Source organism: Haloferax chudinovii, from assembly GCF_042663345.1.
Classification (GTDB): domain Archaea; phylum Halobacteriota; class Halobacteria; order Halobacteriales; family Haloferacaceae; genus Haloferax; species Haloferax chudinovii.
The window spans coordinates 318,760-343,969 of sequence record NZ_JBHTAB010000001.1; the positions used below are offsets into that span (position 1 = coordinate 318,760).

Annotated in this window: 29 protein-coding genes, 1 tRNA gene and 2 pseudogenes; 13 read left to right on the top strand and 19 right to left on the bottom strand. The window is 67.3% G+C overall.

Features of this window, described 5'->3' with window-relative positions; genetic code table 11:
• Positions 1 to 59 precede the first annotated feature (59 nt).
• Positions 60 to 476 (bottom strand): DUF3054 domain-containing protein, encoded by a 417-nt coding sequence (locus ACFQI8_RS01535; protein ID WP_390242394.1) that lies wholly within the window; start codon positions 474 to 476, stop codon positions 60 to 62.
• A 21-nt stretch (positions 477 to 497) separates the two neighbouring features.
• Complete coding sequence (locus ACFQI8_RS01540) at positions 498 to 1,079, bottom strand: class I SAM-dependent methyltransferase (RefSeq protein ID WP_390242396.1); 582 nt, start codon at positions 1,077 to 1,079, stop codon at positions 498 to 500.
• Between the two features lie 58 nt (positions 1,080 to 1,137).
• On the opposite strand from ACFQI8_RS01540, the gene ACFQI8_RS01545 reads away from it, so the two are divergent.
• The 3 genes from ACFQI8_RS01545 (at position 1,138) to ACFQI8_RS01555 (ending at position 4,313) form a co-directional block, all read left to right on the top strand.
• Complete coding sequence (locus tag ACFQI8_RS01545) at positions 1,138 to 1,749, top strand: GNAT family N-acetyltransferase (RefSeq protein WP_390242963.1); 612 nt, start codon at positions 1,138 to 1,140, stop codon at positions 1,747 to 1,749.
• Positions 1,750 to 1,835: 86 nt separating this feature from the next.
• Positions 1,836 to 2,816 (top strand): flap endonuclease-1, encoded by a 981-nt coding sequence (gene fen, locus ACFQI8_RS01550; protein WP_390242398.1) that lies wholly within the window; start codon positions 1,836 to 1,838, stop codon positions 2,814 to 2,816.
• A 66-nt stretch (positions 2,817 to 2,882) separates the two neighbouring features.
• On the top strand, positions 2,883 to 4,313 hold the full coding sequence (locus ACFQI8_RS01555; protein WP_390242400.1) for a transcriptional initiation protein Tat: 1,431 nt from the start codon (positions 2,883 to 2,885) through the stop codon (positions 4,311 to 4,313).
• A gap of 60 nt (positions 4,314 to 4,373) precedes the next feature.
• Here the strand turns inward: ACFQI8_RS01555 and ACFQI8_RS01560 are convergent, their stop codons facing one another.
• The gene (locus tag ACFQI8_RS01560) at positions 4,374 to 5,726 is read right to left on the bottom strand and encodes a class-III pyridoxal-phosphate-dependent aminotransferase (RefSeq protein WP_390242402.1); all 1,353 of its coding nucleotides are present in this window, start codon (positions 5,724 to 5,726) and stop codon (positions 4,374 to 4,376) included.
• Between the two features lie 220 nt (positions 5,727 to 5,946).
• Between ACFQI8_RS01560 and ACFQI8_RS01565 the strand changes: the two genes are divergently transcribed.
• Positions 5,947 to 7,215, top strand: a complete 1,269-nt coding sequence (locus ACFQI8_RS01565; protein WP_390242964.1) for an AI-2E family transporter — start codon at positions 5,947 to 5,949, stop codon at positions 7,213 to 7,215.
• A 14-nt stretch (positions 7,216 to 7,229) separates the two neighbouring features.
• Here the strand turns inward: ACFQI8_RS01565 and ACFQI8_RS01570 are convergent, their stop codons facing one another.
• Positions 7,230 to 7,517, bottom strand: coding sequence for a PadR family transcriptional regulator (locus ACFQI8_RS01570; protein WP_390242403.1), 288 nt, complete (start codon positions 7,515 to 7,517; stop codon positions 7,230 to 7,232).
• A gap of 613 nt (positions 7,518 to 8,130) precedes the next feature.
• Complete coding sequence (locus ACFQI8_RS01575) at positions 8,131 to 8,277, bottom strand: hypothetical protein (RefSeq protein WP_390242405.1); 147 nt, start codon at positions 8,275 to 8,277, stop codon at positions 8,131 to 8,133.
• 125 nt (positions 8,278 to 8,402) lie between these two features.
• Between ACFQI8_RS01575 and ACFQI8_RS01580 the strand changes: the two genes are divergently transcribed.
• Both ACFQI8_RS01580 and ACFQI8_RS01585 read left to right on the top strand, forming a co-directional pair.
• On the top strand, positions 8,403 to 9,113 hold the full coding sequence (locus ACFQI8_RS01580; protein WP_390242406.1) for a DUF7117 family protein: 711 nt from the start codon (positions 8,403 to 8,405) through the stop codon (positions 9,111 to 9,113).
• Between the two features lie 59 nt (positions 9,114 to 9,172).
• Positions 9,173 to 9,406 carry a DUF7385 family protein gene (locus ACFQI8_RS01585; protein WP_390242408.1) on the top strand — a complete coding sequence of 78 codons (234 nt, stop codon included), beginning with the start codon at positions 9,173 to 9,175 and terminating at the stop codon, positions 9,404 to 9,406.
• Between the two features lie 70 nt (positions 9,407 to 9,476).
• Here ACFQI8_RS01585 and folD read toward each other — a convergent pair whose 3' ends face one another.
• The 4 genes from folD to glyA form a co-directional block, all read right to left on the bottom strand.
• Entirely contained in the window at positions 9,477 to 10,370 is an 894-nt protein-coding gene (gene folD, locus ACFQI8_RS01590; protein WP_390242409.1) for a bifunctional methylenetetrahydrofolate dehydrogenase/methenyltetrahydrofolate cyclohydrolase FolD, read from the bottom strand.
• 99 nt (positions 10,371 to 10,469) lie between these two features.
• Positions 10,470 to 11,039 carry a VIT1/CCC1 transporter family protein gene (locus ACFQI8_RS01595; protein ID WP_390242411.1) on the bottom strand — a complete coding sequence of 190 codons (570 nt, stop codon included), beginning with the start codon at positions 11,037 to 11,039 and terminating at the stop codon, positions 10,470 to 10,472.
• Positions 11,039 to 11,338: a DUF211 domain-containing protein gene (locus ACFQI8_RS01600; protein WP_390242412.1), complete on the bottom strand. Its 300-nt coding sequence runs from the start codon at positions 11,336 to 11,338 to the stop codon at positions 11,039 to 11,041. Before ACFQI8_RS01600 ends, ACFQI8_RS01595 begins: the two co-directional genes overlap by 1 nt.
• Before the next feature lie 102 nt (positions 11,339 to 11,440).
• On the bottom strand, positions 11,441 to 12,688 hold the full coding sequence (gene glyA, locus ACFQI8_RS01605; protein WP_390242413.1) for a serine hydroxymethyltransferase: 1,248 nt from the start codon (positions 12,686 to 12,688) through the stop codon (positions 11,441 to 11,443).
• Between the two features lie 366 nt (positions 12,689 to 13,054).
• On the opposite strand from glyA, the gene tbsP reads away from it, so the two are divergent.
• Positions 13,055 to 13,882 (top strand): transcriptional regulator TbsP, encoded by an 828-nt coding sequence (gene tbsP / locus ACFQI8_RS01610; RefSeq protein ID WP_390242414.1) that lies wholly within the window; start codon positions 13,055 to 13,057, stop codon positions 13,880 to 13,882.
• Positions 13,883 to 13,931: 49 nt separating this feature from the next.
• On the top strand, positions 13,932 to 15,620 hold the full coding sequence (locus ACFQI8_RS01615; protein ID WP_390242416.1) for a YcaO-like family protein: 1,689 nt from the start codon (positions 13,932 to 13,934) through the stop codon (positions 15,618 to 15,620).
• A 214-nt stretch (positions 15,621 to 15,834) separates the two neighbouring features.
• On the opposite strand, the gene ACFQI8_RS01620 is transcribed toward ACFQI8_RS01615, so the two are convergent.
• The 3 genes from ACFQI8_RS01620 to ACFQI8_RS01630 form a co-directional block, all read right to left on the bottom strand.
• Positions 15,835 to 16,953, bottom strand: coding sequence for a DUF63 family protein (locus tag ACFQI8_RS01620; RefSeq protein WP_390242965.1), 1,119 nt, complete (start codon positions 16,951 to 16,953; stop codon positions 15,835 to 15,837).
• Between the two features lie 116 nt (positions 16,954 to 17,069).
• Positions 17,070 to 17,540, bottom strand: coding sequence for an Lrp/AsnC family transcriptional regulator (locus ACFQI8_RS01625; RefSeq protein ID WP_390242417.1), 471 nt, complete (start codon positions 17,538 to 17,540; stop codon positions 17,070 to 17,072).
• A 114-nt stretch (positions 17,541 to 17,654) separates the two neighbouring features.
• Positions 17,655 to 18,452: an inositol monophosphatase family protein gene (locus tag ACFQI8_RS01630; protein WP_390242419.1), complete on the bottom strand. Its 798-nt coding sequence runs from the start codon at positions 18,450 to 18,452 to the stop codon at positions 17,655 to 17,657.
• Between the two features lie 91 nt (positions 18,453 to 18,543).
• On the opposite strand from ACFQI8_RS01630, the gene ACFQI8_RS01635 reads away from it, so the two are divergent.
• On the top strand, positions 18,544 to 18,813 hold the full coding sequence (locus tag ACFQI8_RS01635) for a DUF8101 family protein (protein WP_390242421.1): 270 nt from the start codon (positions 18,544 to 18,546) through the stop codon (positions 18,811 to 18,813).
• Between the two features lie 828 nt (positions 18,814 to 19,641).
• Here the strand turns inward: ACFQI8_RS01635 and ACFQI8_RS01640 are convergent.
• Both ACFQI8_RS01640 and ACFQI8_RS01645 read right to left on the bottom strand, forming a co-directional pair.
• A tRNA-Leu gene (locus tag ACFQI8_RS01640) sits at positions 19,642 to 19,725 on the bottom strand.
• 95 nt (positions 19,726 to 19,820) lie between these two features.
• A complete protein-coding gene (locus ACFQI8_RS01645) occupies positions 19,821 to 20,009 on the bottom strand; it encodes a hypothetical protein (protein ID WP_390242422.1) in 189 nt (62 codons plus the stop codon).
• 88 nt (positions 20,010 to 20,097) lie between these two features.
• Here ACFQI8_RS01645 and ACFQI8_RS01650 point away from each other — a divergent pair.
• Positions 20,098 to 20,259, top strand: a pseudogene (locus ACFQI8_RS01650) (DUF309 domain-containing protein); the annotation flags it as partial.
• Positions 20,260 to 20,304: 45 nt separating this feature from the next.
• Here the strand turns inward: ACFQI8_RS01650 and ACFQI8_RS01655 are convergent.
• A complete protein-coding gene (locus tag ACFQI8_RS01655) occupies positions 20,305 to 20,799 on the bottom strand; it encodes a DUF309 domain-containing protein (protein WP_390242423.1) in 495 nt (164 codons plus the stop codon).
• Between the two features lie 94 nt (positions 20,800 to 20,893).
• Between ACFQI8_RS01655 and ACFQI8_RS01660 the strand changes: the two genes are divergently transcribed.
• Positions 20,894 to 21,079, top strand: coding sequence for a hypothetical protein (locus tag ACFQI8_RS01660; RefSeq protein WP_390242424.1), 186 nt, complete (start codon positions 20,894 to 20,896; stop codon positions 21,077 to 21,079).
• 21 nt (positions 21,080 to 21,100) lie between these two features.
• Here ACFQI8_RS01660 and ACFQI8_RS01665 read toward each other — a convergent pair whose 3' ends face one another.
• Together ACFQI8_RS01665 and ACFQI8_RS01670 are read right to left on the bottom strand one after the other, a co-directional pair.
• Positions 21,101 to 21,355 carry a hypothetical protein gene (locus ACFQI8_RS01665; protein WP_390242425.1) on the bottom strand — a complete coding sequence of 85 codons (255 nt, stop codon included), beginning with the start codon at positions 21,353 to 21,355 and terminating at the stop codon, positions 21,101 to 21,103.
• Positions 21,352 to 22,203: a hypothetical protein gene (locus tag ACFQI8_RS01670; protein ID WP_390242426.1), complete on the bottom strand. Its 852-nt coding sequence runs from the start codon at positions 22,201 to 22,203 to the stop codon at positions 21,352 to 21,354. The genes ACFQI8_RS01665 and ACFQI8_RS01670 overlap by 4 nt, the downstream gene beginning before the upstream one ends.
• A 548-nt stretch (positions 22,204 to 22,751) precedes the next feature.
• Here ACFQI8_RS01670 and ACFQI8_RS01675 point away from each other — a divergent pair.
• A pseudogene (locus tag ACFQI8_RS01675) lies at positions 22,752 to 23,077 on the top strand (DUF309 domain-containing protein); the annotation flags it as partial.
• 120 nt (positions 23,078 to 23,197) lie between these two features.
• The gene (locus tag ACFQI8_RS01680) at positions 23,198 to 24,064 is read left to right on the top strand and encodes a M14 family metallopeptidase (protein ID WP_390242428.1); all 867 of its coding nucleotides are present in this window, start codon (positions 23,198 to 23,200) and stop codon (positions 24,062 to 24,064) included.
• An 85-nt stretch (positions 24,065 to 24,149) separates the two neighbouring features.
• On the opposite strand, the gene ACFQI8_RS01685 is transcribed toward ACFQI8_RS01680, so the two are convergent.
• Both ACFQI8_RS01685 and ACFQI8_RS01690 read right to left on the bottom strand, forming a co-directional pair.
• Positions 24,150 to 24,599 carry a UPF0179 family protein gene (locus tag ACFQI8_RS01685; RefSeq protein ID WP_390242429.1) on the bottom strand — a complete coding sequence of 150 codons (450 nt, stop codon included), beginning with the start codon at positions 24,597 to 24,599 and terminating at the stop codon, positions 24,150 to 24,152.
• A gap of 24 nt (positions 24,600 to 24,623) precedes the next feature.
• The gene (locus ACFQI8_RS01690; RefSeq protein ID WP_390242431.1) at positions 24,624 to 25,004 is read right to left on the bottom strand and encodes a DUF5820 family protein; all 381 of its coding nucleotides are present in this window, start codon (positions 25,002 to 25,004) and stop codon (positions 24,624 to 24,626) included.
• Between the last annotated feature and the right edge of the window lie 206 nt (positions 25,005 to 25,210).

Genomic DNA, 25,210 nt, shown 5'->3' on the forward strand with positions numbered 1-25,210 from the left:
GTTGGGTCGGTCCTTCGGTGCGGTTCGGAGGCCGGAACTCGGCGCTCGGCGTTCGACGCTCAGACGAGTTTGAAGTACAGCGTCCGCCAGACGCCGAGCGCGACGGAGCCGAGCACCAGCATGACCGCGACGAACGTGAGTTCGACGCCGCCTTCGAAAAGCGGCGTCCAGCGAATCGCCATGCCGATGACGGTCGCCGCGAGCCACGCGCGAACGCCGAGCGGGACGGCCGACTTCGCCGACTCGGCCGCGCCCGGCGAGTACGCGCCCAAAAGCGGGGCGGTGACGAGCCATCCGATGAGGAACGGGACCGCGGTGAGCACCCACCCGACCGGGTCGGCCGAGAGGTACGACACTCCGTTGTGCTGAATCACGCCCACGGTGACGAGGAGGAAGATGGCGAGCACGTCGCCCACGGCGATGGGTAACGCCCCGGCATCGAGTCGCTCCTCTAAGAACGACGTCGAGGTTGCCATAGGCGTGGATTCGTCGCCCCCCTAATGGCTCTCCCGCTTTTTTCCGACCACCGTGTACTCGAAGCCGCGTTCGACCACGTCGGCATCGAACCCGACGCGTTCGAGAAAGCGCACGAGTTCGTCCGGCGCGGCGAACGCCGACCCGAAGCCGACGACGCGCTCGGCGGCGACGAGTCCGCGCCCGAGGAGCGTCTCGGGGTCGAACTCGTTGACGGCGAACACCCCGCCGGGCGCGAGCACGCGGAAGACCTCCTCGGCGACGCCCCGCTGATTGGGCATGTGGTGGAAGGCGTCCACGACGGTCACGGCATCGAGGGCGTCGTCGGCGAACGGGAGGTCTCGGGCGTCGCCGCGGACGCAGTCGAGGCCCCGCTGGCGCGCCCGGCGGAGCATCCCGGCCGAGCGGTCGAGGACGATTCGCTTGGGAACGTCGAGCGCGAGGGTCGCCCGCCCGGAGCCGCCGCCGATGTCGACGACGCGCTCGGCGGGGCGGTCGGCGCGGTCGAGGGCGTCGGCGAGCGCGCCGGGGTCGGCGGGCGGCATCACGAGGTCGTAGACGGGTGCGAAGCGGTCGAAGAACCGAACGTCGCCTGCGCCGTGCATGGCAGACGCCACGGCCCCGCCGGGGAAGGTTCTTGCGCGCGGCGGTCCCACCTCGGCCATGGAGTTCGACCTGCTCGGGTGGCCCGAAGACGGCCCGCGACTCCGCCTCGACTACCGGCGGTTCGCCTACGCGGGGAAGTTCGTCACCGCGGCGACGGGCAAGACGGTGCTCCGCGACCCCGACGAGTCCCTTCCACCCCTCGACGACGACCGACCCGCGCCGACCGGCGGTCCCGACGCTCTGCCGCCGTTGGCCGAGGACGTGGTCGCCGCGGTCGCGTTCAACGAGGACCGGACCGACCCGACGACGCTCTGGCTCCGGTACGTCACAGTCCGGCGGGACCGACGGGGAGACGGGCTCGGCCCCGACCTCCTCTGTCGGACCTGCGAGGCCGCCGCCGACCGCGGCTACGAGACGGTCCGCATCGCCGCGAACAACCCCTTCGCCTACGAGGCGTGCCACAAGGCCGGGTTCGGCTTCACGGGCCGTGAGACGGGCGTCGCCGAGTTGGTGTTGGAGCGCCCCGCCGACGCGCCCGCCGCGGTCTCCCGCGAGACGTACCAGTCCGGCCTCGACCGCTACCGCGACCGCGACCTCGGCGACCCGGAGCGGGCGTTTCTCGCTGAGCGCGAGGCCGCGGAGCCGCCGGGAGTCGTCGAGTCGTCGTGACCGGCGACGGGGACGACGCCGACGGCCGCGTCCCGCCTCGACGACACTCGGTCGATTGAAACCCTCGGCCCCCGAAGGCCGAGCAAATGGGAAACGCAGACCTGCGGACGCTGGCCGCGCTCTCCGAGGTGTCGTTCGACGAGGTGGCCGGGAGCGTCGTCGCCGTCGACGCCCACAACTGGCTGTATCGCTATCTCACGACGACGGTCAAGTGGACGAGTTCGGAGAAGTACACGACCGACGCGGGCGAGGAGGTCGCCAATCTCGTCGGCATCGTCCAGGGACTGCCCAAGTTCTTCGAACACGACCTGACGCCGGTGTTCGTCTTCGACGGCGGCGTCACGGAGATGAAAGACGACGAGGTTGCAAAGCGCCGCGAACAGCGCGAGAAGGCCGAAGAACGCCTCGAAGCGGCGCGCGAGGCCGGCGACGCGGCCGAGGCCGCCCGGATGGAAGCCCGGACCCAGCGGCTCACCGAGACGATTCAGGACACCAGCCGCGAACTCCTCTCGCTTCTCGACGTGCCGGTGGTCGAAGCGCCCGCCGAGGGCGAGGCGCAGGCGTCCTACATGGCCCGCAGGGGCGACGCCGACTACGTGGGGAGCGAAGACTACGACACGCTCCTGTTCGGCGCGCCCTACACGCTCCGACAGCTCACGAGCAAGGGGAACCCCGAGCTGATGGACCTCGACGCGACGCTCGACAGCCACGACATCACCTACGAGCAACTCGTCGACATCGCCATGCTCTGCGGGACCGACTTCAACGAGGGCATCACGGGAATCGGCCCGAAGACGGCCGTGAAAGTCGTCACGGAACACGGCGACCTCTGGTCTGTCCTCGAAGCCCGCGGCGACAGCATCCCCAACGCCGACCGGGTGCGCGAGTTCTTCTTGGACCCACCGGTCACCGACGACTACGACTACGACACCGACATCGACCCGGACGTGGCCGCCGCCCGCGAGTTCGTCACCGAGACGTGGGAGGTCGACCCCGACGAGGTTCGCCGCGGCTTCGAGCGCATCGAGGAGTCGGTCACCCAGACCGGACTCGACCGCTGGACGTAGGCCACGTTCGCGCCGAGTCGACAGCCACCCGACACGTTTACACGGGCTGATTCGGAACTCCGGCGTGTGTCCCCCGACGACGTTCCTCCCGCGGACGACGATTCCGAGGTCGCCCGCGCCCGCGACGACACCGACACCGATTCCGACTCGCCCTCCGACGCGCCTCGCCTCGACGGCCCTTCCTCGCTCTCGCGTCGCCAACTGCTCGGTCTCGTCGGCGGCGCGGGAGCGGTCGGTGGCGTCGGCTGGTTCAGGCCGACGTGGCTTCCCGACCCGATAACGGACTGGCTGACGACGCTGTATCCCAACCCGCCGGCACACGTGTGGCGACCGGCGGTCTCCGATGCGCACGCCGACGAAGCGGTCGACCGACTCGAACGGACCGTCGAGCGGGCGCAGACGCTCAAAGAACGGGTCGACCTCGACTCGGTGCCGCGAGAGTTGCGGTTCTCGCTCGACCACGGCGACCCCTCCGGTGGGTGGCTGGATTCGGCCCAATCGGCGTCCGACGCGCACGAGCGACTACAGTACGCGACTATCGGACTGTCGTTCGCGGGTGAGGTCGTCGGTGCCGCGACGTTCGTCCTCGACGAGGCCGACCCGGAGCGACTGGCCGACCGCGGGCGGGCCATCCGGTCGAGTGCCGAAGCCGTCCTCGACTCCGTCGGCGACTACGCCGTCTCGGACCCCTCGCGAGACCTCGCGTATCTGTATTTCGTCGAGCGCGAACTCGCGTTCGCCCGGTTCAACTCCCGGTACCGAAAGCGGTTCGCCGGCGAGACGACGACCGCCAGCGACGACTTCACTGACGGCGCGGTCGCGGACGCGAACGCGGCCTACCTGCAGGCCGAACAGCGCCTCGCCAACGCGCGGTACTACCGCGACCGCTATCGAGAGGGTCTCGGCGACGAGGCGCGCTCGTACGCGGACGCGCTCGACTCGGCGCTGACGACGCTCACCGAGTCGATAGCGACGTTTCCGACGGCGAGCGAGGTGCGGGACCGAATCAGCGACGAGCGCGACCTCGGCCAACAGACGCCGTACGGCGCGGCGCGCTGGGAGCTCCTCTCGATATGTTTCGACAGCGACTACCGGCGCGACTACGGCCCCGACGGGCACCGACACGGTCACACCGTCCAGCGGGTCGTCGAGTCGGCTATCGCCCTCCTCGGGAGGCGCGGCCACGAGTTCGCTCTCGACGAACTCGGCGTCTCACCCGGCGACACCGGCTACGACTCCGGTCGGACGTTTCGAGCGAAGCGACGCGCAGTCCGTCGGTTTCGGTCGGTCAGAGACGCGTACGACTCGCCGTTCGCGGGCGTGCTCGCACAGGGGGCGGCGAACCTGATTCACGCCGGAGAAGTCGGCATCGACTTGGCGGATGGGACGCACCCGATGTGGCGAAACCGCGTGGAAGCGACGACGTACTACCTCGTCGGCGAGGGCGAGATGCGCGAACTCGGCGAGGTGTACGGGACGGTTATCGATGGCTCCTGACGGCGACGCGCGCAGTCGGTGAACGCGACGCCAAGACGACCGCTTGCGGCGGCTCGGCGACTACGACACGTTTTCGACGGCGTCTAACAGCATCGTCGCGCCGAGGTCGATTTCGCGGTCGGTCACGTCGAGCGGCGGGAGGATTCGGAGCACCTTGTAGCCGCACGACAGGGTGAGGAGGCCGCGCTTGAGGGCGGCTTCCTGCACGGCGTCGCGGCGTTCCTTGGTGTCGAACTCGACGGCGAGAAGCAGGCCCTTGCCGCGCACGTCGACGACGGTTTCGGGAGCGTCGTCGCGCATCCGCTCGACGAACTGCCGGCCGCGGGCGACGGCGTTGTCGAGCAGGTCGTACTCCTCGATTGCGTCGAGCGTGAACACGCCCTGCATCGACGAGACGATGTCGCCAGCGCCCCACGTCGAGGAGAGCCGCGAGGTCTCCTCGGGGAAGATATCGTCGTTCGAGACGGTCGCGCCGACGCGGAGCCCCTTCGCTCCGGTGATGATGTCGGGCTCGATGGGGTAGTGGTCCGACCCCCACATCTCGCCGGTGCGACCGACGCCGGTCTGAATCTCGTCGGCGATGAGCGTCAGGTCGTAGTCGTCGACGACGGCGGCGAGCTCCTCGGCGAAGGCGTCGGAGGGGAAGCGGTAGCCGCCCTCGCCCTGTATCGGTTCGACGATGACGTAGGCGACCTCGTCGGCGTCGATGTGGCCCTTCTTCGGGTGGAGCTTCTGTCGGAGTTTAGAGACGGCGGAATCGCCGTCGGGGAAGAAGCCGCAGGAACACGTCGCGGGCGAGCAGGTCCGGTCGTCGCAGAACGGCACGTCGAGGACGCCCGAAATCTCGGGGAACTGCCGCCGGTAGACCGACTTCGAGCGGTTGAGCGAGAGCGCGCCGAGAGTGCGGCCGTGGAACGCGCCCTCGAACGTGACGCCGTACTTCGCGCCGTCGGCGTGGTCGTAGGCGATTTTGATGCCGTTCTCGACGGCCTCGGCTCCGGAGTTCGATAGGAACACCGTGTCCATCCCGTAGTGGCTCGTGAGGTCGGTCAGTCTGTCCATGAGCGCGGCGGGGCCGGGGAGTCGCTCCTCGCCGGGCGCGGAGCCGTCGCTGACGTAGAAGTCCTGGCCGGCGATTTTCGTCGGGTCGACGAGGTCGAACTCGGCCATGCGGTCCATGAGCTTCGGGTTGTTGTAGCCGAGCGGCGCGGCCGCGACGTGGCTCGTGAAATCGAGGAGGACGTTTCCGTCGACGTCGGTGCAGAAGGGGCCTTCCGACTCCGCGGTGATGTCCCAGACGAAGTCGTAGACGTACGTGCTCGGCGCGGCGTGTTCGTGGTGGTACTCGACCCACTCGCGCGCTTTCTCTCCGGGCATCGAATCGACGCGTGGCACCGCCGTCTCTCGGTCCATGCGACCCGGTACGGAGACACATGAGTTAAGATATTCGTTATTATTGATGCAATATCGGCCGCGGTGCGGCCGAGTCAGTCGGTTTCACCGCGCGAACGACGGCTTCGACGGCCGGTCGTGACGGCGTCCCGTCGTGACCTGTCGCTCCCGCGATAGGCTTTTGACGCCTCCGCGTCCGTGATTGGGTATGGCTCTCCGTGACATTCAGCGCTCCCGGGCGATGTGGTGGACGCTCGCGTTGGTCCTCGCGGGCGCGCTCGCCTACGTCCTCTACTCTTTCATCGGGACGTTCGTCTTCGGTCTCTTCATTTACTACGCCACGCGGCCCATCTACCGGCGGATTCGTCGCCGGGTGAAGCCCCCGAGTCTCGCGGCCGCCGTGGCGCTTTTCGCCCTCGCGCTTCCGGTGCTCGGGCTCGTCATCTACGCCGCGACCATCGCCCTCCGCGAGTTCCTGAAGTACGCCGACCGACTCTCGACCGACGAGGTGCCTCTCAACCTCGAAGCCTACGGCATCGACCCGACGCTGTTGGAGGGAATCGCCAGCCCGCAGGCGCTGTTGGAGTACGACTTCCGGTCGGTGCTGACGCCCGAGGCGGTCAGCTCGGTGTTCGATTCGCTGAGCGTCGCCGCCAACACGTTCGCCTTTCTCGGCGTCGGCGCGATTCATCTGTTCGTCATGATCGCGTTCGCGTTCTACCTCCTCCGGGACGGTCACCGCCTGCGACGGTGGGGCCAGTCGATGTTCGCCGACGACCACGGCATCCTCGAAGCCTACATGCGCGGCGTGGACCGCGACTTCAACAACATCTTCTTCGGCAACATCCTGAACGCCATCCTCACGGGCACCATCGGTGTCATCGTGTACTCGCTTTTGAACGTCCTCGCGCCGACGGGCGTCCGCATCCCCGCCCCGGCGCTCATCGGTCTGCTCGCGGGCGTCGCGAGTCTCATCCCCGTCGTCGGTATGAAGCTCGTCTACGTCCCCGTCGCCGGCTACATGGGGCTCGAAGCGGTGATTGCGAACCCGCCCGGACTCTGGTTCGTTCTGCTTTTCACCGCCGTCTCGTTCGTCATCGTGGACACGATTCCCGACCTCGTGCTCCGTCCGTACGTCTCCGGTCGGAGCCTCCACGTCGGGGCCGTGATGCTCGCGTACACGTTCGGCCCACTGCTTTTCGGCTGGTACGGCATCTTCCTCATGCCGATGATACTCGTGTTGTTCGTGAACTTCGCCCGACTCGTCCTGCCGGAGCTCCTGGCTGGAAAGCCGATTCGGCCGTACATGGTGGACCCGGGGCACTTGGTCGACGGCCCGCCGGTCGAGGAGCTAACCGCCGACGAGGCGGACGACGCGCCGCGAGAAACAGCCGAAACCGACCGGTCTGTGGAAGGCGAGTCTGACGCTTCGGAGACGTTTACCGACCGAGACGAGACGAGGTCAGGTCGAGACTCCCAATCGCCGTCTGACGCCGGCGCGGGCGGGTAGCCCGAGTCGTCCGCTCACGCCTCGAAGTCTTCGGGGACGTACTCCGCTTCCCACTCGTCGCGGGCCTTGATTTCGCGGCGACCGCGGCGGGTGAGCGTGTAGTAGTTGGTTCGGCGGTCGCGCTGTCCCTTGTCGACAAGCCCCTTCTCGACGAGCGTGTCGAGGTTGGGATAGAGCCGCCCGTGATGAATCTCCTTTTCGTAGTAGGCTTCGAGTTCGTCTTTGATGGCGAGTCCGTGCGGCTCTTCGAGACCGGCGATGACGTACAGCAGGTCTCGCTGGAATCCTGTCAGGTCGTACATCGGTAAATTCGACTCGTATGTTACTGTCTAATTCAAATAAACATATCGGCCTCGGCCGACGATTTCCCCTCGAAAACGCGCCAGTCCCCGAAATCTCCCGGCCGTGATTATGTTGACCAGATTACTAATCTGTCGAACTACCCGTTTCGACGACTGGATATGTCCACAGCTGGACGACTCGAACGAATCACAGCAACAATCTTGGTAATTGTTATCTATAAACATGGCTGGGCTGTCGGAACCGGAACTCCGTGGGTGTCGACGTAGCTCACGGGACATCTGTATGGTTGTCGACAGGTTCGGTGCGACAGGGCACCGCTCACGGACGGCGAGAGAGACGGACCTACCGGTTTCGGGTCGTCGTTTCGCGCAGAAGGAAAGCAAGCCGTGCCGGAAATCTCCGGCACGGCATGCCGCCCTGAATTGGTCCCCGCTGACGCTTCGGCCCTCCAAAGCGAAGCGTCACTTACGGCTACTGTTCGGTTTTACTTAAAGATAACGACGCGTGCCAAACATTGACAACGCGACTAACTGTCCGTCTACGTGGCACGTACGCGTCGAATTCCGGATACTCGCCGGATGCCGGTCCGCTCGAACGTTTATATTGGGTGAGTCACATGTGTTCCTCTTCCAGTACCCAACCGAGCGCCCGCTTGTAGTGCGTCATGAGCTTTCTGACGCCCTCGTGTCGCATCTCCTCGGATTCGAGTTCGTCCGTCAGGAACTCGTACTGCTCTCGGACCTCGGATTCGCTTCGCATGGGTCGATGGTGGGTCGCCGGACGTATGTAGCCCGGCGGTCGCCTCGGGGGCACCGCTCGCTCCGGCGTGGGGCCTGCCGGTCCGGGTCGCCGTGCTTTTGCGCCGTCGGGACGAATCGCACCGCATGGAGATACGCGGCGAGCGCGAGTGCAAGGAGTGCGACCACCGATGGTCGTACTACGAGACGGGAAGCGTGTCGTGCCCGCAGTGCGGGAGCCTCCGAAGCGTCGGCGTCGGCGACAGGGAGCGACACACCGCCATGCAGGCCGAGCTGGACCTCTCGGCGCACCGCACCGCCGTCGGCGACGGGTCGATTCGGGACGCCGCGCCGGCGCTGAAGTCCGACCTCCGCGACTACGTCCGGCAGACGGGCTACATCCGCGGGGGCGAACTGCTCCCGCTCGGCGACACCCCGCTCGCGGCCCACGAACTCCTCCACGCGGTCGACGTGGTCGCCCGGTCGAACCGACCCACCGACGAGGAACAGCTCTACGTCATCACCCTGCTCCGCCGCGCCGACGAGGGCGAACGACCCGACCACGACGCCGTCCCCGACTCGATGGCCGACGCTCGCGGCCTCGCCTACGCCGAGGCCATCGACGCCTACTGCCGCGACCTCTCGACGTGGCTCGACGACAACCCGAACCCCGAGGTCAGGACGACGCTCGAAACCCTCTCGAACCACCGCAAGCGCGTCGAAGCGCTCGACGGAGCCGTCTCGCTCTCGGAGTCCGAGGCGCTCGTCGAGGCCGCCCGCGAGCTCCACACCGCGCTCGTCGACGACGACCTCGACGCGCTCGCGTCGGCCCGCGACACGCTGGCGTCGCTGTTCTGAGGCCGCTCGACCACCGCGCTCACCGAACGTTTTTGCCCCGCGGCGACCCTTCGCCCACGATGACTGCCGGATTCGACATCCACGAGGTGCGCCACCGGGTGAAACTGCTCCGCGACGACGGCGAGACCACGCTCGTCGAGAACCGCGACGGCGTGGCCTGTCCGGCCTGCGGCGACGGCTTTTCGCAACTGCTCATCTCCGACCGAAACGCGCACAGTTTCGACGTGGACGCCGACACCCGATTCTGCGTCCGGCGAGACGGTGACCGACTGCTCGTGGCGACTCACGAGTGAGAAACGTGGGGTGGGCGGACGTCAGCGCCCGCACGAGAGCCGAATCAGCCCGTGGTCTCCCGTTCCGAACTCAGGGCAGGTCGACGTCGACGCCCTCGGCCTCGGCGGCGGCCTTCACGGTGTTCCAGAGGAGCATCGCGCGGGTCATCGGGCCGACGCCGCCGGGGACGGGCGTGATGGCGCTGGCCTTCTCTTTCGCGGAGTCGAACTCCACGTCGCCGACGAGTTCGTAGCCCTTCTCGTTGTCGGCGTCGACGCGGTTGACGCCCACGTCGATGACGACGACGCCCTCCGAGAGCATGTCGCCGGTGACGAGTTCGGGGACGCCCGCGGCGGCGACGACGATGTCGGCCTCGCGGGTCTTCGCGGCGAGGTCGTCCGTGCGCGAGTGGCAGACCGTGACCGTGGCGTTGCCGCCCTCGGCCTTCTGGATGAGCAGGTTCGCCATCGGCTTGCCGACGATGTCTGAGCGGCCGACGACGACCACGTCCGCGCCCTCGGTCTCCACGTCGGCGGCGGCGAGGAGCTTCTGGACGCCGTGGGGCGTGCAGGGCTTGAAGCGGGCGTCGCCGGCGACGAGGCGGCCCACGTTCTCGGGGTGGAAGCCGTCGACGTCCTTGGCGGGGTCGATGCGGCGGAGGACCGTCCGGTCGTCGACGTGGTCCGGAACGGGCATCTGGACGAGGATGCCGTGGACCTCGTCGTCGTCGTTGAGGTCGTCGACGAGCGAGTACAGCTCGTCGGCCGGCGTCTCGGGGTCGAGCTCGTAGTCGAACGCCTCGATACCGACCTCCTCGCAGTCGCGCTGTTTCATCGAGACGTACGTCTCGCTCGCGGGGTCGTCGCTCATCAGGACGGTCGCGAGACCCGGCTTCACGCCCGCCTCGTCGAGGGCGTCGATGGCGTCGGCCAGCCCGTCTCGAACCTCTTCGGCGACGGCGTTGCCGTCGATGATGGTCGTCATTGTCTCAGACAGCGCGCCCCGACCATTTCAAAGATTCGGATTCGTGCGTATTCTCGGCCGTAACATAGCCAAAATATACACGTCTGTGTCGATTGTCTCTCAGCCGAACAGCAGGTTCACGGCCGCCACCGCGACGCCTGCCAGCGCCATCCGCAGGCCGGCGACGTACCACCGCTGGTCCGATATCGACCCCATGTACGCGCCGAACGAAAAGAGGATGCCCGTCCCGAGGCCGACCGAGACGAGCGTCGCCCACGTCATCGACAGCGGGTTTCCAACCGCGAGAAACGGGAGGAGCGGGACGACGATGCCGACGAGCGGGCCGAGTCCGCTGGCGGCCGCGTTGATTCCCCGCGCCGCGACCTTGTCGCGTTCGACCCCGGTCCCGCCGAGGTCGGTCAGCATGGCGTCCTCGATGCGGCCCAGTTCGGCCCGCTTCTCGGCGCGCTCTATCTCCCAGACGCTCCAGACGCCGGAGGTGGTCAGTCCCACCGCCGCGCCGACGCCGATTTTCACGACCGTGAGCCCCTCCGTGACGCCGGTGAGGTACGCGCCGATGACGAGGCCGATGCAGGTCAGCGCCCCGTCGAAGCCGTTCGAGACGAAGTACCGCCGAGAGATGGCGCGGACGCGGTCGTCGCGCAGGAGCGAGGCGAGCCGAGCCGACATCACGACGGCGACGGGTCCTGCGGCTGGTTCCGGTACGCCACGAGTTCCTCGCCCGCGACCACCTCGTCGACCGAGTGGACTGTCCCGCCGAGGTCGCGGACGCGACGTTCGACCTCGTCGGCGTCGACGGCCTCGCCCTCCACGACGAGTCTGAGGTTCTGCACCTCGCGGTCGGTTTCGAGGAGCGTCGCGTTCACGCCGGCCACGCCGGCCGCGTCGGCGACCTCGCGGGCGACTTCGACCGTCGAGGGGCTGTGCGGTTTCAACACGTCGAGAACGAGCCGACGAATCGGAGCCATGTCGGACGGCGATACGGCGGCGCGACTAATAGTGTTACTCGAGACAGGGATTTGAAAAACTGAACGCGCCGGGCCGCGGCGGTGGTCGCCCGCGGGCGTCGCTTACTCGTACAGCGGGTTGGCGTCGCAGAGTTCCTGCACACGCTCGGAGACCGCCGCGAGCACGTCGTCGTCCTCCGGGGCGTCGACGACCTGCACGATGAGCTCGCCGACTTCGCGAATCTGTTCCTCGCCGAAGCCGCGGGTGGTGAGCGCGGGCGTGCCGGCGCGGATGCCGCTGGGGTTGAACGCCGAGCGCGTCTCGCCGGGAACGGTGTTCGCGTTGAGGACGATACCCGTCGATTCGAGCGCCTCCTCGGCGGTGCCGCCGGTGAGGTCGGGGTGCGAATCGCGGAGGTCGACGAGCACGAGGTGCGTGTCGGTACCGCCCGAGACGACGCTGAGGCCGTGGTCTTCGAACGTCTCGGCGAGAGCCTTCGCGTTGTCGACGACCTGTTGGGCGTACTCCTCGAACTCGGGTTCGAGCGCCTCTTTGAAGCCGACCGCCTTGCCGGCGATGTTGTGCATGAGGGGGCCGCCCTGCGCGCCGGGGAAGACGGCGCTGTCGATGTCGGAGGCGTACTCCTCGTCGCACATGATGATGCCGCCGCGGCCGGCGCGGATGGTCTTGTGGGTCGAGCCGGTGACGAAGTCGGCGACGCCGACCGGCGAGGGATGGACGCCGGCGGCGACGAGCCCCGTGATGTGGGCGATGTCGGCGAGGTGGAGCGCGTCCACGTCGTCTGCGACCTCCTGAATCGTCTCCCACTCGACGGCCCGCGGGTACGCGGAGTAGCCGGAGACGATGATGTCCGGTTCGAACTCCGCGGCTGTCTCGGCGAGTTGGTCGTAGTCGATGTAGCCGCTTTCGGCGTCGACCTCGTACTGTTCGACGTCGTAGAGCTTGCCCGTGAAGTTCGCCGGGTGACCGTGGCTCAGGTGGCCGCCGTGGGTCAGGTCCAGCGAGAGAATCTTGTCGCCGGGGTCGAGCATGGCGAGGTAGACGCCCATGTTGGCCTGCGTGCCGGAGTGGGGCTGGACGTTGACGTGTTCCGCGCCCCAGAGCTCCTTTGCGCGCTCGACGGCGAGGTTCTCCACGTCGTCGGCGTACTCACAGCCAGCGTAGTAGCGCTTGCCGGGATAGCCCTCGGCGTACTTGTTCGTCAGCGCGCTCCCCTGTGCTTCGAGGACCGCTTCGCTGACGTGGTTCTCCGAGGCGATCATCGCGAGCGTGTCGCGCTGGCGTTCGACCTCGCCGTCGAGGGCGTCTGCCACGGCGGGGTCGACGTCGCGGACGTGGCTGTAGTCCATACGTAGTATCCGGTCCAATCACGGCATAAATGTGTCCCATTTGGCTACGCCTGCCGGTGTTGTGTTACATACCCGTGTATATTCTGTGGCGTGCTACCGTGAACAGATACACGAACGCGTGATGCCACCCGTCGCCGACGTGTCTCCGACCCGAGTCGACCGCTCGGGGCGGCCCTCGCGGGCGACGACTTCTTCCCGACCGAGTCAGCCGGTTCGAATTCGATTTTCCCACTGTTCTGTTGGAGTAAAATTTCTGAAACGTATCGCTCAATTCGCTCGATACAGCGTTGTTACAACCCGATTTCGAATACGTTCTGCCGGTCGTCTTGCGTTAATATTAAATATATTACTGGCGATATTCAAGCTATGGCTATTCGTTCTAATCTACTCGCAGAGGGGGTAGAAGACATCATCCAGTCCGTCCTCTCCTCCTCGGAAGACGAGGTGCTGGTCGCGAATCCGACCGCCGAAGTCATCGAAGGACTCGTCGCCGTGGCGACCGACGTCGCCAACGACCTCCCGGAAATCCGTCTCGTCGCCGACGAGGGCATCCTGAAAGACGTCCTCGACGACTTCATCGTCGCCTCGAACGCCGCGAACCTCGTCGCCGACGGCGCGCTCTCGATGCGGACCGCCACCGACGAGGTCGAGAACACGCTGTTCGTCACGCCGAACTCGGTCGTCGCGCTCGTCGCGGCCGGTGGGAAGGTCGCCGGCCTCGTCACCGACGACGAGGCGTTCGTCGAGACGGCGTTCGAGGCCCACCAGACTCACTGGGAGAACGCCCCCGAGTTCAAGCTCCGGACCCCGCCGCTGTCGCGCGTCCGCGAGACGCTCGGCGAGGACATCGGCGAGGAGACCCTCGCCGACTTCGACGCCGTGCTCGCCTCGCTGTCGTCGGCCCGCGGCGACGGCGACGGCCTCGACGAGGTGACCATCTCGCTTCTCGTCGCCGCCCGCAACGAGGTCCTCCTCTACGACATCTCGAAGTGGGGCGAGGACGTGGGCATCGCCAGCAAGGCGACGTTCTCCCGGACGAAGACGAAGCTCGAAGAACTCGGCCTCATCGACACCGAAAAAGTCCCCATCGACGTCGGCCGTCCGCGGCTCCGCCTGAAGCTCGGCGCGGACGAACTCGTCGCCGCCAGCGCGGACGAACTGGCCGACGAGGCCCAGAAACTGCTCGACGCGTAGCCGACCGCGACCCCCTCGCTTTTTCCCTCCGTCTCTCCTCGTCGCGCGCATGGACATCGGACTCGTCGGGAGCGGTCCCGCCGCCGAGTCGATTCGCGCGGCGTGCGCCGACATCGACGCGACGGTCGCGGAGACGGCCCCCGACTCGCTCGGTTCGTTCGACCTCGGATTCGTCGTTGCCGCGGCCGGAAGCGACGCCTTCGGCGCGGCCGACGCCGCCGCCTCGCGGTGGCTCGCGGTCGAAATCGGCGGCGTCGGCGGTCACGCCGTGGCCGACCTCGACGCGGCCGTCTCGGCGTTCGACCCCGCAAGCGCCGACTTCGCGGACCTCCGGGCGCGGGTCGCGTCCACCACGGAGTCGGACGGCCGCCCCGGCGGCGACCGCGCGGCCGTTCGACTCGCCGGCGCGGTGGCAGGGCGACGCGGCATCGCGCTCCTCTCGGGCGACGACGTGGCCGGGACCGTCGTCGAGGTTCCGGGTCCCGAGCGGTCGTTTCTCCCGACGCCGTCGCCGACGGAGCGGGACCGGACCCTCGACCGCGACTTCCGCGCCGTCGAGTTAGACGACGCGCTCACGCGGGCCGAGTCGGCGGTCGACGACCGCGTCGGCATCGTCACGCAGGTCGGCGAGCGCGAGTCGTTCCCGCTTCCGTACTACGTCGCACAGACGGCGGACACGACGGTGTACGCCGACGCTCGGGCGGCCGAACTCGCGGGCGGCGCGGCCGCCGGCTGGGACGAGGCCTACATGAAGGCGCTCGGCGAGGCGCTCGAACGCTACTCGGCGGGCGTCTACCGAACCAGCGAGTTCGCCGTCGCGCCCGCGGCGTCCCGGCCGGCCGCGGTGCCGCCGAGTCGCTTCGTCACGCCCGACTCCTTCCGCGACCCCGACCCCGAAGAGCCGATTCAGTGGGTCGAAGGCGAGGACCTCGCGACCGGGGGGACCGTCTCGCTCCCGGCGGAGTTCGTCCACTACCCGCCGCCGGCGGAGCGACACAAGCCCTCGATTACGACCGGCCTCGGCCTCGGAAACTCCGGGACCGAGGCGATTCTCTCGGGGCTCTACGAAGTCGTCGAGCGCGACGCGACGATGCTCGCGTGGTACTCGACGTTCGACCCGCTCGGGCTGGACGTGACCGACGAGACGTTCGAGGCGCTGGCGGCCCGCGCCCGCTCGGAGTCGTTAGACGTGACGGCGCTCCTCGTGACGCAGGACGTGGACGTGCCCGTCGTGGCGGTGGCGGTCCACCGCGAGGGGGAGTGGCCGAAGTTCGCCATGGGCTCCGGCGCGGACCTCGACGCGAACCGCGCCGCTCGCTCCGCGCTGGCCGAGGCGCTCCAGAACTGGACTGAACTGCGCGCCATGGGACCGGAGCAGGCCGCGACGCAGGGCGGCGCGATTGCGACCTACGCCGACTTCCCGAACCCCGCACGGACGTTCGTCTCGCCGGACGCGACCATCCCCGCTGACTCGGTCGGTCCCGACGAGCCTCCCGAGGGCGCGGCCGAACTCGACGCGGTCGTCTCGGCGGTCGCCGACGCCGGCCTCGACGCGTACGCGGCGCGGACCACCCCGGGCGACGTGGCGCGCCTCGGCTTCGAGGCGGTCCGCGTGCTCCTCCCGGATGCACAGCCGCTTTTCATCGGCGAGCCGTACTTCGCCGACCGCGCCGAGTCGGTGCCGCGGGACCTCGGTTTCGAACCGCGGCCGGACCGCGAGTTCCATCCCTTCCCGTAGCTGGCGGGTCTGGTTCGTGGGCGTCGTAGCTGACAGCCGGCACGGGTGGCCGCGTGGCAGGCGGGCCGAATCGAGTCCGCGCGGCGGTGTGCCGGACACCCGCGAGCCGCCGCGCGGCCTGCGTCACAGAATAGCGGTGGTGGCCGCGGCTCGGTACTTGAATATTCGTCGGGAGAGCGAACACGGGGCCTGAAAGCGGGAGACTGCGGGTCGATTAGACGCCGAACGTCGCGCGGAGCATGTCGCGGCTCCCCGGTCCGAGACCGACCGCGAGGACGGCGATGAGGAGCAGAATCGCGTACCGCGGGCTGTCCTCGAATATCTGTTCGTCGAACACCCAGACGACGGCCGTCGCGGCCACGAGCTTGACGAGCAGGAACGGCCACGCGTCGCCCGTGACCGCGACCACCGACTCGGGGAGCGTGGAGGCGGTGACGTCGACGACCGCCTGATTCACCGGGTGTTTCGGGACGAGGTTGTGCCCCGCGCCGAGCGCGGTCATCCAGTCGAGGCCGACGACGTTCGCCACGCCGTCGACGGCGTGGCCCCAGATGACGACGAGGCCGATGTATCCGGTTCCCTCGTTGATTTCGGGGGCGAAGCGCTCGACGAGCCACCACGTCGCCGCGGCGGTGAGCGTCGCGCCGGCGAGGATGACGACGAGCACCTGCGGGTAGAACGTCGCGCCCTGCGCGCCGGTGTGACCGGCCCACAGGAGGTAGCCGAGCGTGACCGCGAGCACCGCGGCACCGGCCCCGAACAGCGGTTTCACGTAGTCGTCGACGAGGCCCCGCCGCTCGGCGAGGACGCTCCCGACGACGGCGACGAGCGTGATTGCGAAGACGGTCACGTAGATGACCGGACTGATGACGAGCGTGTTCAGCGGGTAGGTGATGAGGGCGTCGGCGACGCCGGGGGCGTCGTTGGCGTCCTCGACCACGCGGAACGCGCCGCCGAACAGCATGAACGGGAAGAGGGCGTAGAAGAACCGGGGGCTCTCGCCGATGTCGAGGCGGCGGAGGAGGAACACGACGCCCGAGAGCGCGATGACGAGCGTGACCATGTAGCCGACCTCGGAGACGAGCGTGTAGCCGGGGTACGCGACGGGTTCGGCCGCGGCGGCACAGGCCGACGCCGTGTCGAGGTACTGCGTGACGCCGTTCGCGCGAACCGCGCAGACGGCCGAGTTCGCGTCGGCTTGGACGGGGCCCCAGAAGTAGTGCCAGATGAAGCCGTCGTAGACGACGCGAGGGAACGCGAGCGACCCGCCGACGAGGGCGACGAGGATGGCCGCGACGCCGAGTCCCCAGAGGCGCTCGGAGTCGAGACCCATTCGCTCTGCTTCCGTTGCCATAGCCGATACCCCGACGGCGGGCCTGTTGAGGGTTCCGGTCTCCCGCACGCGTTGTGCACGCGACGACGGCGATGTTGGCCCCGGTCGGGCGGTGCTCAGTCCTCGTCGTCCGGTTCGCGAATCGGCAACACCGGGTCGTCGTACTCGGTCCCGAGGATGACCATCGTCTGTGACCGCGAGAAGCCGTCGAGTTCGGCGATGTGGTCGAACATGAGTTCGCGCAGGGCGTCGGTGTCCTCGGCGTACACCCGGAGCATCACGTCCCACTCGCCGGTGGTGAGGTTGATCTCTTGCACGCCGTCGATGTCGCGGAGCTGTTGGAGCGCCTCCTTCTCGCGGCCCTGTTTGACTCGGAAGCCGACCAGCGCGGAGGTGCCCAGCCCGACCTCCCGCGGGTCGACGTGGGCGTGGTAGCCCTCGATGACGCCGGCGTCTTCCATCCGACCGACCCGGTCGTGAACCGTCGCGCTCGACATGTCGATTCTGCGGGCGATTTCGCTGAACGGGGTCCGCGCGTCCTCCATCAGAATCCGGAGAATCGCCCGGTCCGTCGCGTCGAGGTCCATGCTATCCCTTCCAATGGGGGTGACTTCGCACTTGCGGATGAGAACTCGCGCACGTCCGCGGTGGGGTTCGACGGCCCCACCCTGCCGGAATCGGCCGACCGCCTCCCGGCGGTGCTACCGCCCGTCGATTTCCCGCGCCGCCTCGAGCACCGCGTCGTGGACGCGCCCGTTCGAGGCGACGAGGCCCTCCGAGTCGTGTCGCCACTCGGTGCCGTCGAGGTCGGTGACCGTGCCGCCAGCCATCCGAACGAGGTGTGCGCCGGCGACCGAGTCCCACGGGTTCGCCCGCTTGTTCGTGATGACGCCGTCGAGCGAGCCGTCGGCGACGTACGAGAGCACGACCTGCATGCTCCCGTAGCGCCGCAGGTCGCCGAAGCGCGTGACGATGGCGCGGGCCGCCGCGGCGTACTCGTCGCGGGCGTCGTAGTCCCACCAGAACGTCGGACAGACCGTACACGTCTCGGGGTCGTCGCGCCGACTCACCGAAATCTCCTCGCCGTTACGGTAGGCCGCCTCGTCGTCGGCCGCGTAGCAGTCGTCGAGCGCGGGCAGGTAGTTGGCCGCCGCGACGGGGTCGCCGTCGCGGACGGCGGCGACCGCGGTCGCCCAGACCGGGACGTTGCGCACGAAGTTGTTCGTCCCGTCGATGGGGTCGACGACCCACGCGGGCCCCGTCTCGGGTACCGACTTGAGCTCGTCGTCCTCCTCACCGACGATGGGGTCGTCGGGGAACGCGCCGCGGATTCGGTCGATGACGCGGCGCTGGGCGTCCCTGTCGGCCTGCGTGACCACGTCCGTCTTCCCGCCTTTCGTCTCGACGGCGACGCCGGTTCTGAAGGCGCGCCGCGCGACCGCGCCGCCATCTCGAGCCGCGCGCTGTGCCCGGTCCGCTCGGGCGTCGAGTTCGTTCATGAGCGTGGCAGGACCGGCAGGTGCCTATATCCACCGACCCGACGGTGGCGCGGCCCGGTGGCTTATGTCGATGGACGGTTTATCTCGTGGCGTGTCAGACGCTATCGACCTCCCGGCGCGGGTCCGCGAGTCGCTCGAGGCGTCCTTCGACGACGCCAGAACGGCGGTCAGAGCCGGCGACGCCGAAACCGCGCTGGAACACGTCGAGACGGCGTCACGCGTGCTCGGCCACAAGGTACCCCCGAGTCCGCTCAAGGAGAAACTGAAGCACGGCGTGACGGCCGTCGAGCGAACCGCGGCCGACGAACCGCTCGTCGCCTCGGAGTATCTCCGACTGATGAGCCAGTTGGTTCGCCCGTAACGTCGTCGCCGACGCACCGCCGACGCACCGCCGACTCGACGAGTCGTGAACTGCGCGCCCCCACGAGGCGAACCGCTCGCTCGGAGGGTAAATAACGGAAAAGCCAGAATCCGCAATTAGAACCCGGACGGAAGACGTTTTCCACAGCCCTCACGACCGTTTTCGGCTTGCGCCGAGTTCCCGAACTCCAATTCCTCGTGGTCCGGTACTTGGTCTTCCTGCCACTCGCTCGCAGAGCGGTTACGGGGCTGTTTCGGTTCCTCTTCGGCACTTTGACCTCGTCTTCCTGTTACGAAAGACTCGGTGTTCGTGTCGATTCCATTCCTCCACATCTTGCGATGCGTACCGTCGTCGACGCCTTTCACGTCGCCCGACAGATTCGGTTTGGTCATCCGGTGCGTCCTTGCGCTTCCGGCAACACTACGGTAGGCCCGATAACATAATGAATGTTTCTGATATTTTTGGGGAAGTCAGCGAAAACCGATAGTCAGTTCGGTCGATAGGTCAGTCGAATTCGTCGTCGAATGTCGTTCTCGGTCGACTCCCATCCGGCTGTTTTCACCGGAAACGTGGTCTGTTCATGATGAATCGTTCGGGATATCTCTGGAGACGCGTGGCGTCCCTGTCGCGGCGGCGTGGCCGAGAAACTCGCGGGAGTAGAACAGACGGCGTCGGCGGTCGAGCGGCCGGGTTTATATCGGCACGACGGTCCTGCTCGGCGTCCGTCTGCTCGCCCCCGGAAGGGGGTCCACCACGGTCGCTTACGCTCCCCCGAGTCGAAGCCTGCGGGGCGCACTCACCGCTCATCGCGTCGTTTTTCGGCAGAAGTGCGAGGGGAGGGATTTGAACCCACGGACCCCTACGGGAGCGGATCTTGAGTCCGCCGCTTTTTCCTGACTTAGCTACCCTCGCGCGTACTCAAGTACGACAGGGAGCCCGCTAAAACGTTGCGAAACGTCAGACGACGCCGCCGAACTGCTCGGCGACGAGGAAACCGCCGACGACACTCACTCCGGCCGCCACTCGCAGGACGCGCCGGTTGCGAGCCCCGCCGCGTCGATGTGCGACGAAAGACACGCGTAGTTGCAGAACGCGCCTGCCGCCACGCGAGTTCCGGCTTCGAGTTCCTCCACGAAGACGGGGTCGTGACGCCGGACGTCGCTCCCGCAGTAAGTGCATGCTATCGCGTCCGTCACGCCCGACCGTTGTCGCGCCAGCACGAAAAACCGCGCGACCGATTGCGCCACCGATGGAGTTACCGGCCTCCCGGTCGCCCTGACTTACATGGACGAACACACCCGCGACCCGAGCGTCGCCCCGCCGCTCGGCAACCCGTCGGGGTGGGACGACGAACTGCGGACGTGGGAGCACGCGACGCTCCGGCGGGCGGTCGAACACGGCGTTCGCCTGTTCAACTCCGGTGACTTCCACGAGAGCCACGACTGCGACTGCTTCGAAATTGGTTTGTAAGGTGTGAACAAATTGTAACGGTCACTCAAGCGCCTCGGCATACTCTCGGTCCACCTCTCGCGCCACCGGGTGCTCCCCGTCAAGCTCAATCTCCCACCCGTGGAGCACCGTCGGGTCATTGAGCGCGTTGGTGAGCGTGGTCCGCACGTCGAGTAGGTCCACGCCGTAGTAGTCCCGAGGCACGCCTTGGAGGTATTGGAGGGCGGTTTCAAAGAGGGAGCGCATACCGGCGTCATCCTCAAAGTCAAAGTGCTTGTACGCTCCCGCGGCCACCTGCACCATACCGTGGAGAAACGCGCTCTCCATGGTGCCGCTCCCGTAGTTATACCACTCTGCTTCAAAACAATCGTGGGCCTCGTGAAACTCCCCCGAGTTGTAGAGCCGCACGCCGTGAATCACGGCCCGCCGGAGCGTGCCGTGCTCCCACCCGTTTGACGGCCCGCGGTCGGCGTCCCACCCGGTCGGAGTGCCGGAGGTCGGCGGACCTACGGTGTCGTCTCGGGTGTGGTCGTTCATGGGGCCAACTTTGGGCCCCACTCACGTAACCCCGTCGGACGGCCGGCTAATCCCGCAACGGACCTTTATTTGTCGTCACGGTAACATCCCGCGTATGGAATACGCCGACGAAATGCCCGAGACGGACAACCCCATCATGGTGATTGGCGTTACCGCCAAGTGCACGATTTGCGAGACGGCGGAGCGGTGCGACGGAGCGGTCGAGGTCAAGCAATGGGCACGAGACCACCAACACCCGCGGGACATGGTGGAGTTTCGGCGTCGGTTGGCCGAACGGTAACGGGTGGAGCCGGCCGAGGTCCTACTCCCGGACCGACGTGACAAGAAGGTGCTCGCACCCCGGATAGCTCTCGGCCTCGGAGCACTCCGGTATCTCCTCGGGGAGCACCCCGTAGGCCACCACGCGGTGCCCGGCGTCCCGGAGGTCCGAGAGCGGCGTCTCGCCCGGCCGGCGGGGCGGGAGCACCACGTGCACGGCCGGCGCGTCACGGGTGGCCGGCACCGTCTCGCAACGGTGCACCGCGTAGGTGCCGAGGGCCAACTCGGGACGGCTCAAGGCCGGTCCCTCCCGCCGTCCGTCGCCACCTCGGCGGCCATGAGCGCGTCCATTTCCGCCTCGGCGGCCGGTTCCTCGGTGTCTCGGCCGTGTGGTGCGTCCGGCGTATCCCCGTCACCCGGCTCAAACCGCTCGGTCTCGGGATTCCACGCAAACTCAATCCGGTCAAGCACCCGCTCCCGGTATTTGTTGGCGGTCTCCCGGTTCCAATCAGACTCCTCAATACCCGCGGCCTTGGCGGCTTGAGTAAACTCGGCTTTGGTGAACGGTGGCGGTGGCGACTCGCCGGTGCCCTCCACGGTGCCACCGAGGTTACGGAGTATCTCGGTGGTCATTTTGGCGTCCCACACGTCGAGAGCAAGAAACACGTCTGGCCTGTGCTGTTTCTCCCACCACCTCACGCCTTTGTGCTCAATGACCCTCGGAGCATACTCCTCGTGGTAGTAGTCGCTCCCCGAGGTCTCGGCGTCAATCGTACCGGAAAGGGTCTCCTCATCAAAGGCCTCACCGAGGTTGCTGGCGATAGCCAACGTGACTTTCTCCCGGTGAGTGAGACCGTCCTCGGAGTTGGGATTAACCTCGGCCAAGAGGCCCTCGGCGGTGTCCACCACGCTGGCGAGTTTCTCCTCGGTCCGCCGGGCGCGGCCACCCTTGAGCCGCTCTTTGATAATCGCCCGGAGCACCTCGTGCTTTTGCGCGTTGTTCTCGGGGTCCGCGACCCACGCCTCTAAATCGGAGCGTATCCCCTCGTGCACGCGGACCCATACTTTCGTGGTGTCCGCCGAGGGGGCCGGCCGAGAGAGATTTTTTTCTTGCTCCGCGCTCCTCAAGATCCTCGACTCGCTCAAGGAGGTCCTCAAGCTCCGAGGTCATACGCCACTCCGATTGCCACCGAAACACGCGGGCGGCCTCTTTCTCCACCGTGGCCGCCTTGGCGTGGTCCCCTCGGTGCCCCACGCGGACTTGACGGCCGCCTCAACCTCGGAGGGGTCCGCCATGCTCCTGCTCATGCTCTCGGTGCGTTCGGTGCCCGCGGTGTCGGTCGGTGTTGTCTTGCGACATGGTTGAGGCCATGCGGAGATATTTCATAAATCAAACATCAATACGTCCGAGATAGCGTTGTAAAGTGGTTTGTAAGTGTCAGAAAACGGTTAATCTCGAGCCTCTTTATAGTCGCCGGCCGTGGACTCACGTGCCCGCAAGGGCAACGCGGACCCAAAGACTCACTCACGGTGCGTCTTGGTCGGGTTCGTTGTCACTTGATTGAGTCCGGGGCCGCACTCCCGCGGCTCCGGCTTGCGTTCACCTCGTCCCAAACGGACGAAACGCACGGGCCGGGTGCTCACCATCATGTCCGCTCACCATAATTCTTAGAATTTTTACACTTACGCAGTCAATCTTCGAAGACAAGTGGTACAACTACGGCGCGGGGACCGCCGAGAGCGCCTTCCTCCACGGGATGGTGCAGGTCGCCGCCGGCGCGTACAAACACTTCGACTTCGAGAACGATGCGGGATGCGGTCGCTGTTCGAGACGGCGCTGGAGTACATTCGCGGCGTCCCGGACGACTTCTACGGCGTCGACGTGGACGACGTGCGCGAGACCCTCCGGGCGGCGCTGGACGACCCGACGGCGCTCCACGGCTGGCAGATAGCCCTCGACGGACACCGCGCGACCGCCTACCCCGCCGACTACGAGTACGCCGAGGAACTCGACCACTGACCGCGTCAGGCCGCGAGTCGCGGTTGTCCCACGCCGCCCGTCTCGGCGCGTGCGTTCGCGAAAGCGGCGCGAACCGGGAGAATCTAAAGGTCCATTAGCGTCCAGTCCTAGAAACGGGCAATGCGAATCTACGAACTCGGTGACGGCACGCCGGAAGTGTCGGTCGTCGGGTCCATCCACGGCGACGAGCCCTGTGGTGCTCGTGCCATCGAGCGATTCGTCGCGGAGGACCCCGACGTCGAGCGGCCGGTGAAGCTCATCGTCGCCAACGAGGAGGCGCTGGCGGCGGACGAGCGCTACCTCGACGATGACCTCAACCGGGCGTTCCCCGGCGACCCAAACGCCGAGAGCCACGAGCGACGCCTCGCCCACGACCTCGGCCGCGAGGTCCGCGGCACCACGGCCTTCTCGATTCACTCCACCCAGTCGTACGCCGAACCCTTCGCCATCGTGGACGCCGTCGACGCCATCTCCCGGTCGATTCTCCCCCGGCTCCCGGTCGACGTGGCCGTCGAGACGAACCACTTTGCGGAGGGCCGCCTCATCGAACACGCCCACACCATCGAGGCCGAAGCCGGCCTCCAGAAGTCCGACGAAGCCGCCGACAACGCCTACTGGCTCATCCGGGCGTTCCTCACCGCGACCAACGCTCTCCCCGCGCCCGCGGTTGCGAGCGACGGGGGAAGCGAGAGCGGCGCACCCGACGAACCCGACTCGCAGACCGAAGACGACCGGCTGAAACTCGGCGTCCCCGAGGAGAACAGCCTCGACGTGTTCCGCCTGCTCGAACGGCTTCCCAAGCCGCCGGCTGACCAGTACGAGGTCCACGCGACCAACTTCGAACCCGTCGCCGCCGGCGAGACGTTCGCCCGCGCCGACGCCGAGCGGTTCGTCGCCGACCGCGAGTTCTACCCCATTCTCCTTTCGGCGTACGGCTACGCGGACATCTTTGGCTACGCCGGCGAGAAGGTCGGCACGCTCCCGTAGTCGGTCGGCTCTCTCGTTTCCCCCGCGCGACGCGTCTCTCGTCGAGGAGTAGAGTCACCCCGTCGGAATCGGAGACCGCAAAAACCTATTCGTCGGCGGGTTCGAACTCGACGAGCGTCAGGTTCCGGTCGAGGTGACAGTGGTCGTGCGGGGGGTCGCCGACCACGTCGTGGATGCGGTACTCCTGGTCGAACTCCGCCCCCTCGGGGACGCAGTACTCGTGGCTCGGGCACTCGGTGTGCGGGCAGGGACCCTGCAGGCTGGCCTTGCTCCCGGCGTACGCGCCCTTCGAGGGAACGTTCGCCGTGACCGGGGCCGGTTCGACCTCGACGGCGCGGACGCCCTCGTCGTGGACGGCGCAGTCGAGGACTTGTGTGTTCTCCCGCACGTCGAGGACCCGGTAGCGGACGCCCTCGGTGAGATTGAGACACTGGCGGCGATACGGACAGCCCTCGCAGGCGCTCGATTCACCGTGGTAGACGAACTCGGTGCCGGGGTCGGTCAGGCGGGCACCGACGAGAGTGACGGAGGTCATAGCGGGAATTCTCCTGCGAGGCGGTTAAGGCTCCCGCCCGGTCAGCTCGTCGAGCTTCTCGAAGTAGTCCTCGCGGGGGACCTGGTAGGCGCTCCGGTAGTCTATCTCGCCGTCGGAAAACCGCCCGGCGATGTCGGTCGCGCCCTCGACGGCCGCCTCGCGGGAGTCGAACGCCTCGACGACGACCTCGATTTCGGGTTCGAGAGAGAGCACGGCGTGCCACGTCTCGGTGCGAATCTGCGTCGCACCCGGACGGTTCGCCCGCGACCCGTTCCACACGAAGACGGTTGGCATGCACTCGGCGGGGAAGGCGCTCTCGTTGAACACGTCGGGCCGAAACGCGAGGATGCGCCGCCCCTCGGGTTCGTCGTTCCAGAGGGTCCACCCGTCGGGCAGGTCGGTCATAGGCGTGCTAGTCCGTCGGGCGTCCTAAGCCTTCCCGCTTCCGCCGCGTCTGCTGGTCGCGCCCGCGGTCGCCGCGACGCCGCGACGCCGCCTCGACCGGGGCAGGTCTGCCCTTCGAAAGCGACCCACCACAGACGACATGAATCCCAACCGACCCGATTAACGGGACCGCCAACCGACTGAACCGCCGATTAAATCGACATACG

Excerpts from the sequence above, each read along its gene's own strand:
- ACFQI8_RS01565 (WP_390242964.1), top strand. The coding sequence starts at position 5,947 with ATGTGGTGGACGCTCGCGTTGGTCCTCGCGGGCGCGCTCGCCTACGTC.
- ACFQI8_RS01620 (WP_390242965.1), bottom strand. The coding sequence starts at position 16,953 with ATGGGTCTCGACTCCGAGCGCCTCTGGGGACTCGGCGTCGCGGCCATC.
- ACFQI8_RS01575 (WP_390242405.1), bottom strand. The coding sequence starts at position 8,277 with ATGCGAAGCGAATCCGAGGTCCGAGAGCAGTACGAGTTCCTGACGGAC.
- ACFQI8_RS01600 (WP_390242412.1), bottom strand. The coding sequence starts at position 11,338 with ATGGCTCCGATTCGTCGGCTCGTTCTCGACGTGTTGAAACCGCACAGC.
- ACFQI8_RS01660 (WP_390242424.1), top strand. The coding sequence starts at position 20,894 with ATGGAATACGCCGACGAAATGCCCGAGACGGACAACCCCATCATGGTG.
- ACFQI8_RS01680 (WP_390242428.1), top strand. The coding sequence starts at position 23,198 with ATGCGAATCTACGAACTCGGTGACGGCACGCCGGAAGTGTCGGTCGTC.
- folD (WP_390242409.1), bottom strand. The coding sequence starts at position 10,370 with ATGACGACCATCATCGACGGCAACGCCGTCGCCGAAGAGGTTCGAGAC.
- fen (WP_390242398.1), top strand. The coding sequence starts at position 1,836 with ATGGGAAACGCAGACCTGCGGACGCTGGCCGCGCTCTCCGAGGTGTCG.
- ACFQI8_RS01630 (WP_390242419.1), bottom strand. The coding sequence starts at position 18,452 with ATGAACGAACTCGACGCCCGAGCGGACCGGGCACAGCGCGCGGCTCGA.
- ACFQI8_RS01560 (WP_390242402.1), bottom strand. The coding sequence starts at position 5,726 with ATGGACCGAGAGACGGCGGTGCCACGCGTCGATTCGATGCCCGGAGAG.
- ACFQI8_RS01585 (WP_390242408.1), top strand. The coding sequence starts at position 9,173 with ATGACTGCCGGATTCGACATCCACGAGGTGCGCCACCGGGTGAAACTG.
- ACFQI8_RS01625 (WP_390242417.1), bottom strand. The coding sequence starts at position 17,540 with ATGGACCTCGACGCGACGGACCGGGCGATTCTCCGGATTCTGATGGAG.
- ACFQI8_RS01540 (WP_390242396.1), bottom strand. The coding sequence starts at position 1,079 with ATGCACGGCGCAGGCGACGTTCGGTTCTTCGACCGCTTCGCACCCGTC.
- ACFQI8_RS01545 (WP_390242963.1), top strand. The coding sequence starts at position 1,138 with ATGGAGTTCGACCTGCTCGGGTGGCCCGAAGACGGCCCGCGACTCCGC.
- ACFQI8_RS01580 (WP_390242406.1), top strand. The coding sequence starts at position 8,403 with ATGGAGATACGCGGCGAGCGCGAGTGCAAGGAGTGCGACCACCGATGG.
- ACFQI8_RS01615 (WP_390242416.1), top strand. The coding sequence starts at position 13,932 with ATGGACATCGGACTCGTCGGGAGCGGTCCCGCCGCCGAGTCGATTCGC.
- ACFQI8_RS01655 (WP_390242423.1), bottom strand. The coding sequence starts at position 20,799 with ATGAACGACCACACCCGAGACGACACCGTAGGTCCGCCGACCTCCGGC.
- ACFQI8_RS01570 (WP_390242403.1), bottom strand. The coding sequence starts at position 7,517 with ATGTACGACCTGACAGGATTCCAGCGAGACCTGCTGTACGTCATCGCC.
- ACFQI8_RS01535 (WP_390242394.1), bottom strand. The coding sequence starts at position 476 with ATGGCAACCTCGACGTCGTTCTTAGAGGAGCGACTCGATGCCGGGGCG.
- ACFQI8_RS01690 (WP_390242431.1), bottom strand. The coding sequence starts at position 25,004 with ATGACCGACCTGCCCGACGGGTGGACCCTCTGGAACGACGAACCCGAG.
- tbsP (WP_390242414.1), top strand. The coding sequence starts at position 13,055 with ATGGCTATTCGTTCTAATCTACTCGCAGAGGGGGTAGAAGACATCATC.
- ACFQI8_RS01685 (WP_390242429.1), bottom strand. The coding sequence starts at position 24,599 with ATGACCTCCGTCACTCTCGTCGGTGCCCGCCTGACCGACCCCGGCACC.
- ACFQI8_RS01595 (WP_390242411.1), bottom strand. The coding sequence starts at position 11,039 with ATGTCGGCTCGGCTCGCCTCGCTCCTGCGCGACGACCGCGTCCGCGCC.
- glyA (WP_390242413.1), bottom strand. The coding sequence starts at position 12,688 with ATGGACTACAGCCACGTCCGCGACGTCGACCCCGCCGTGGCAGACGCC.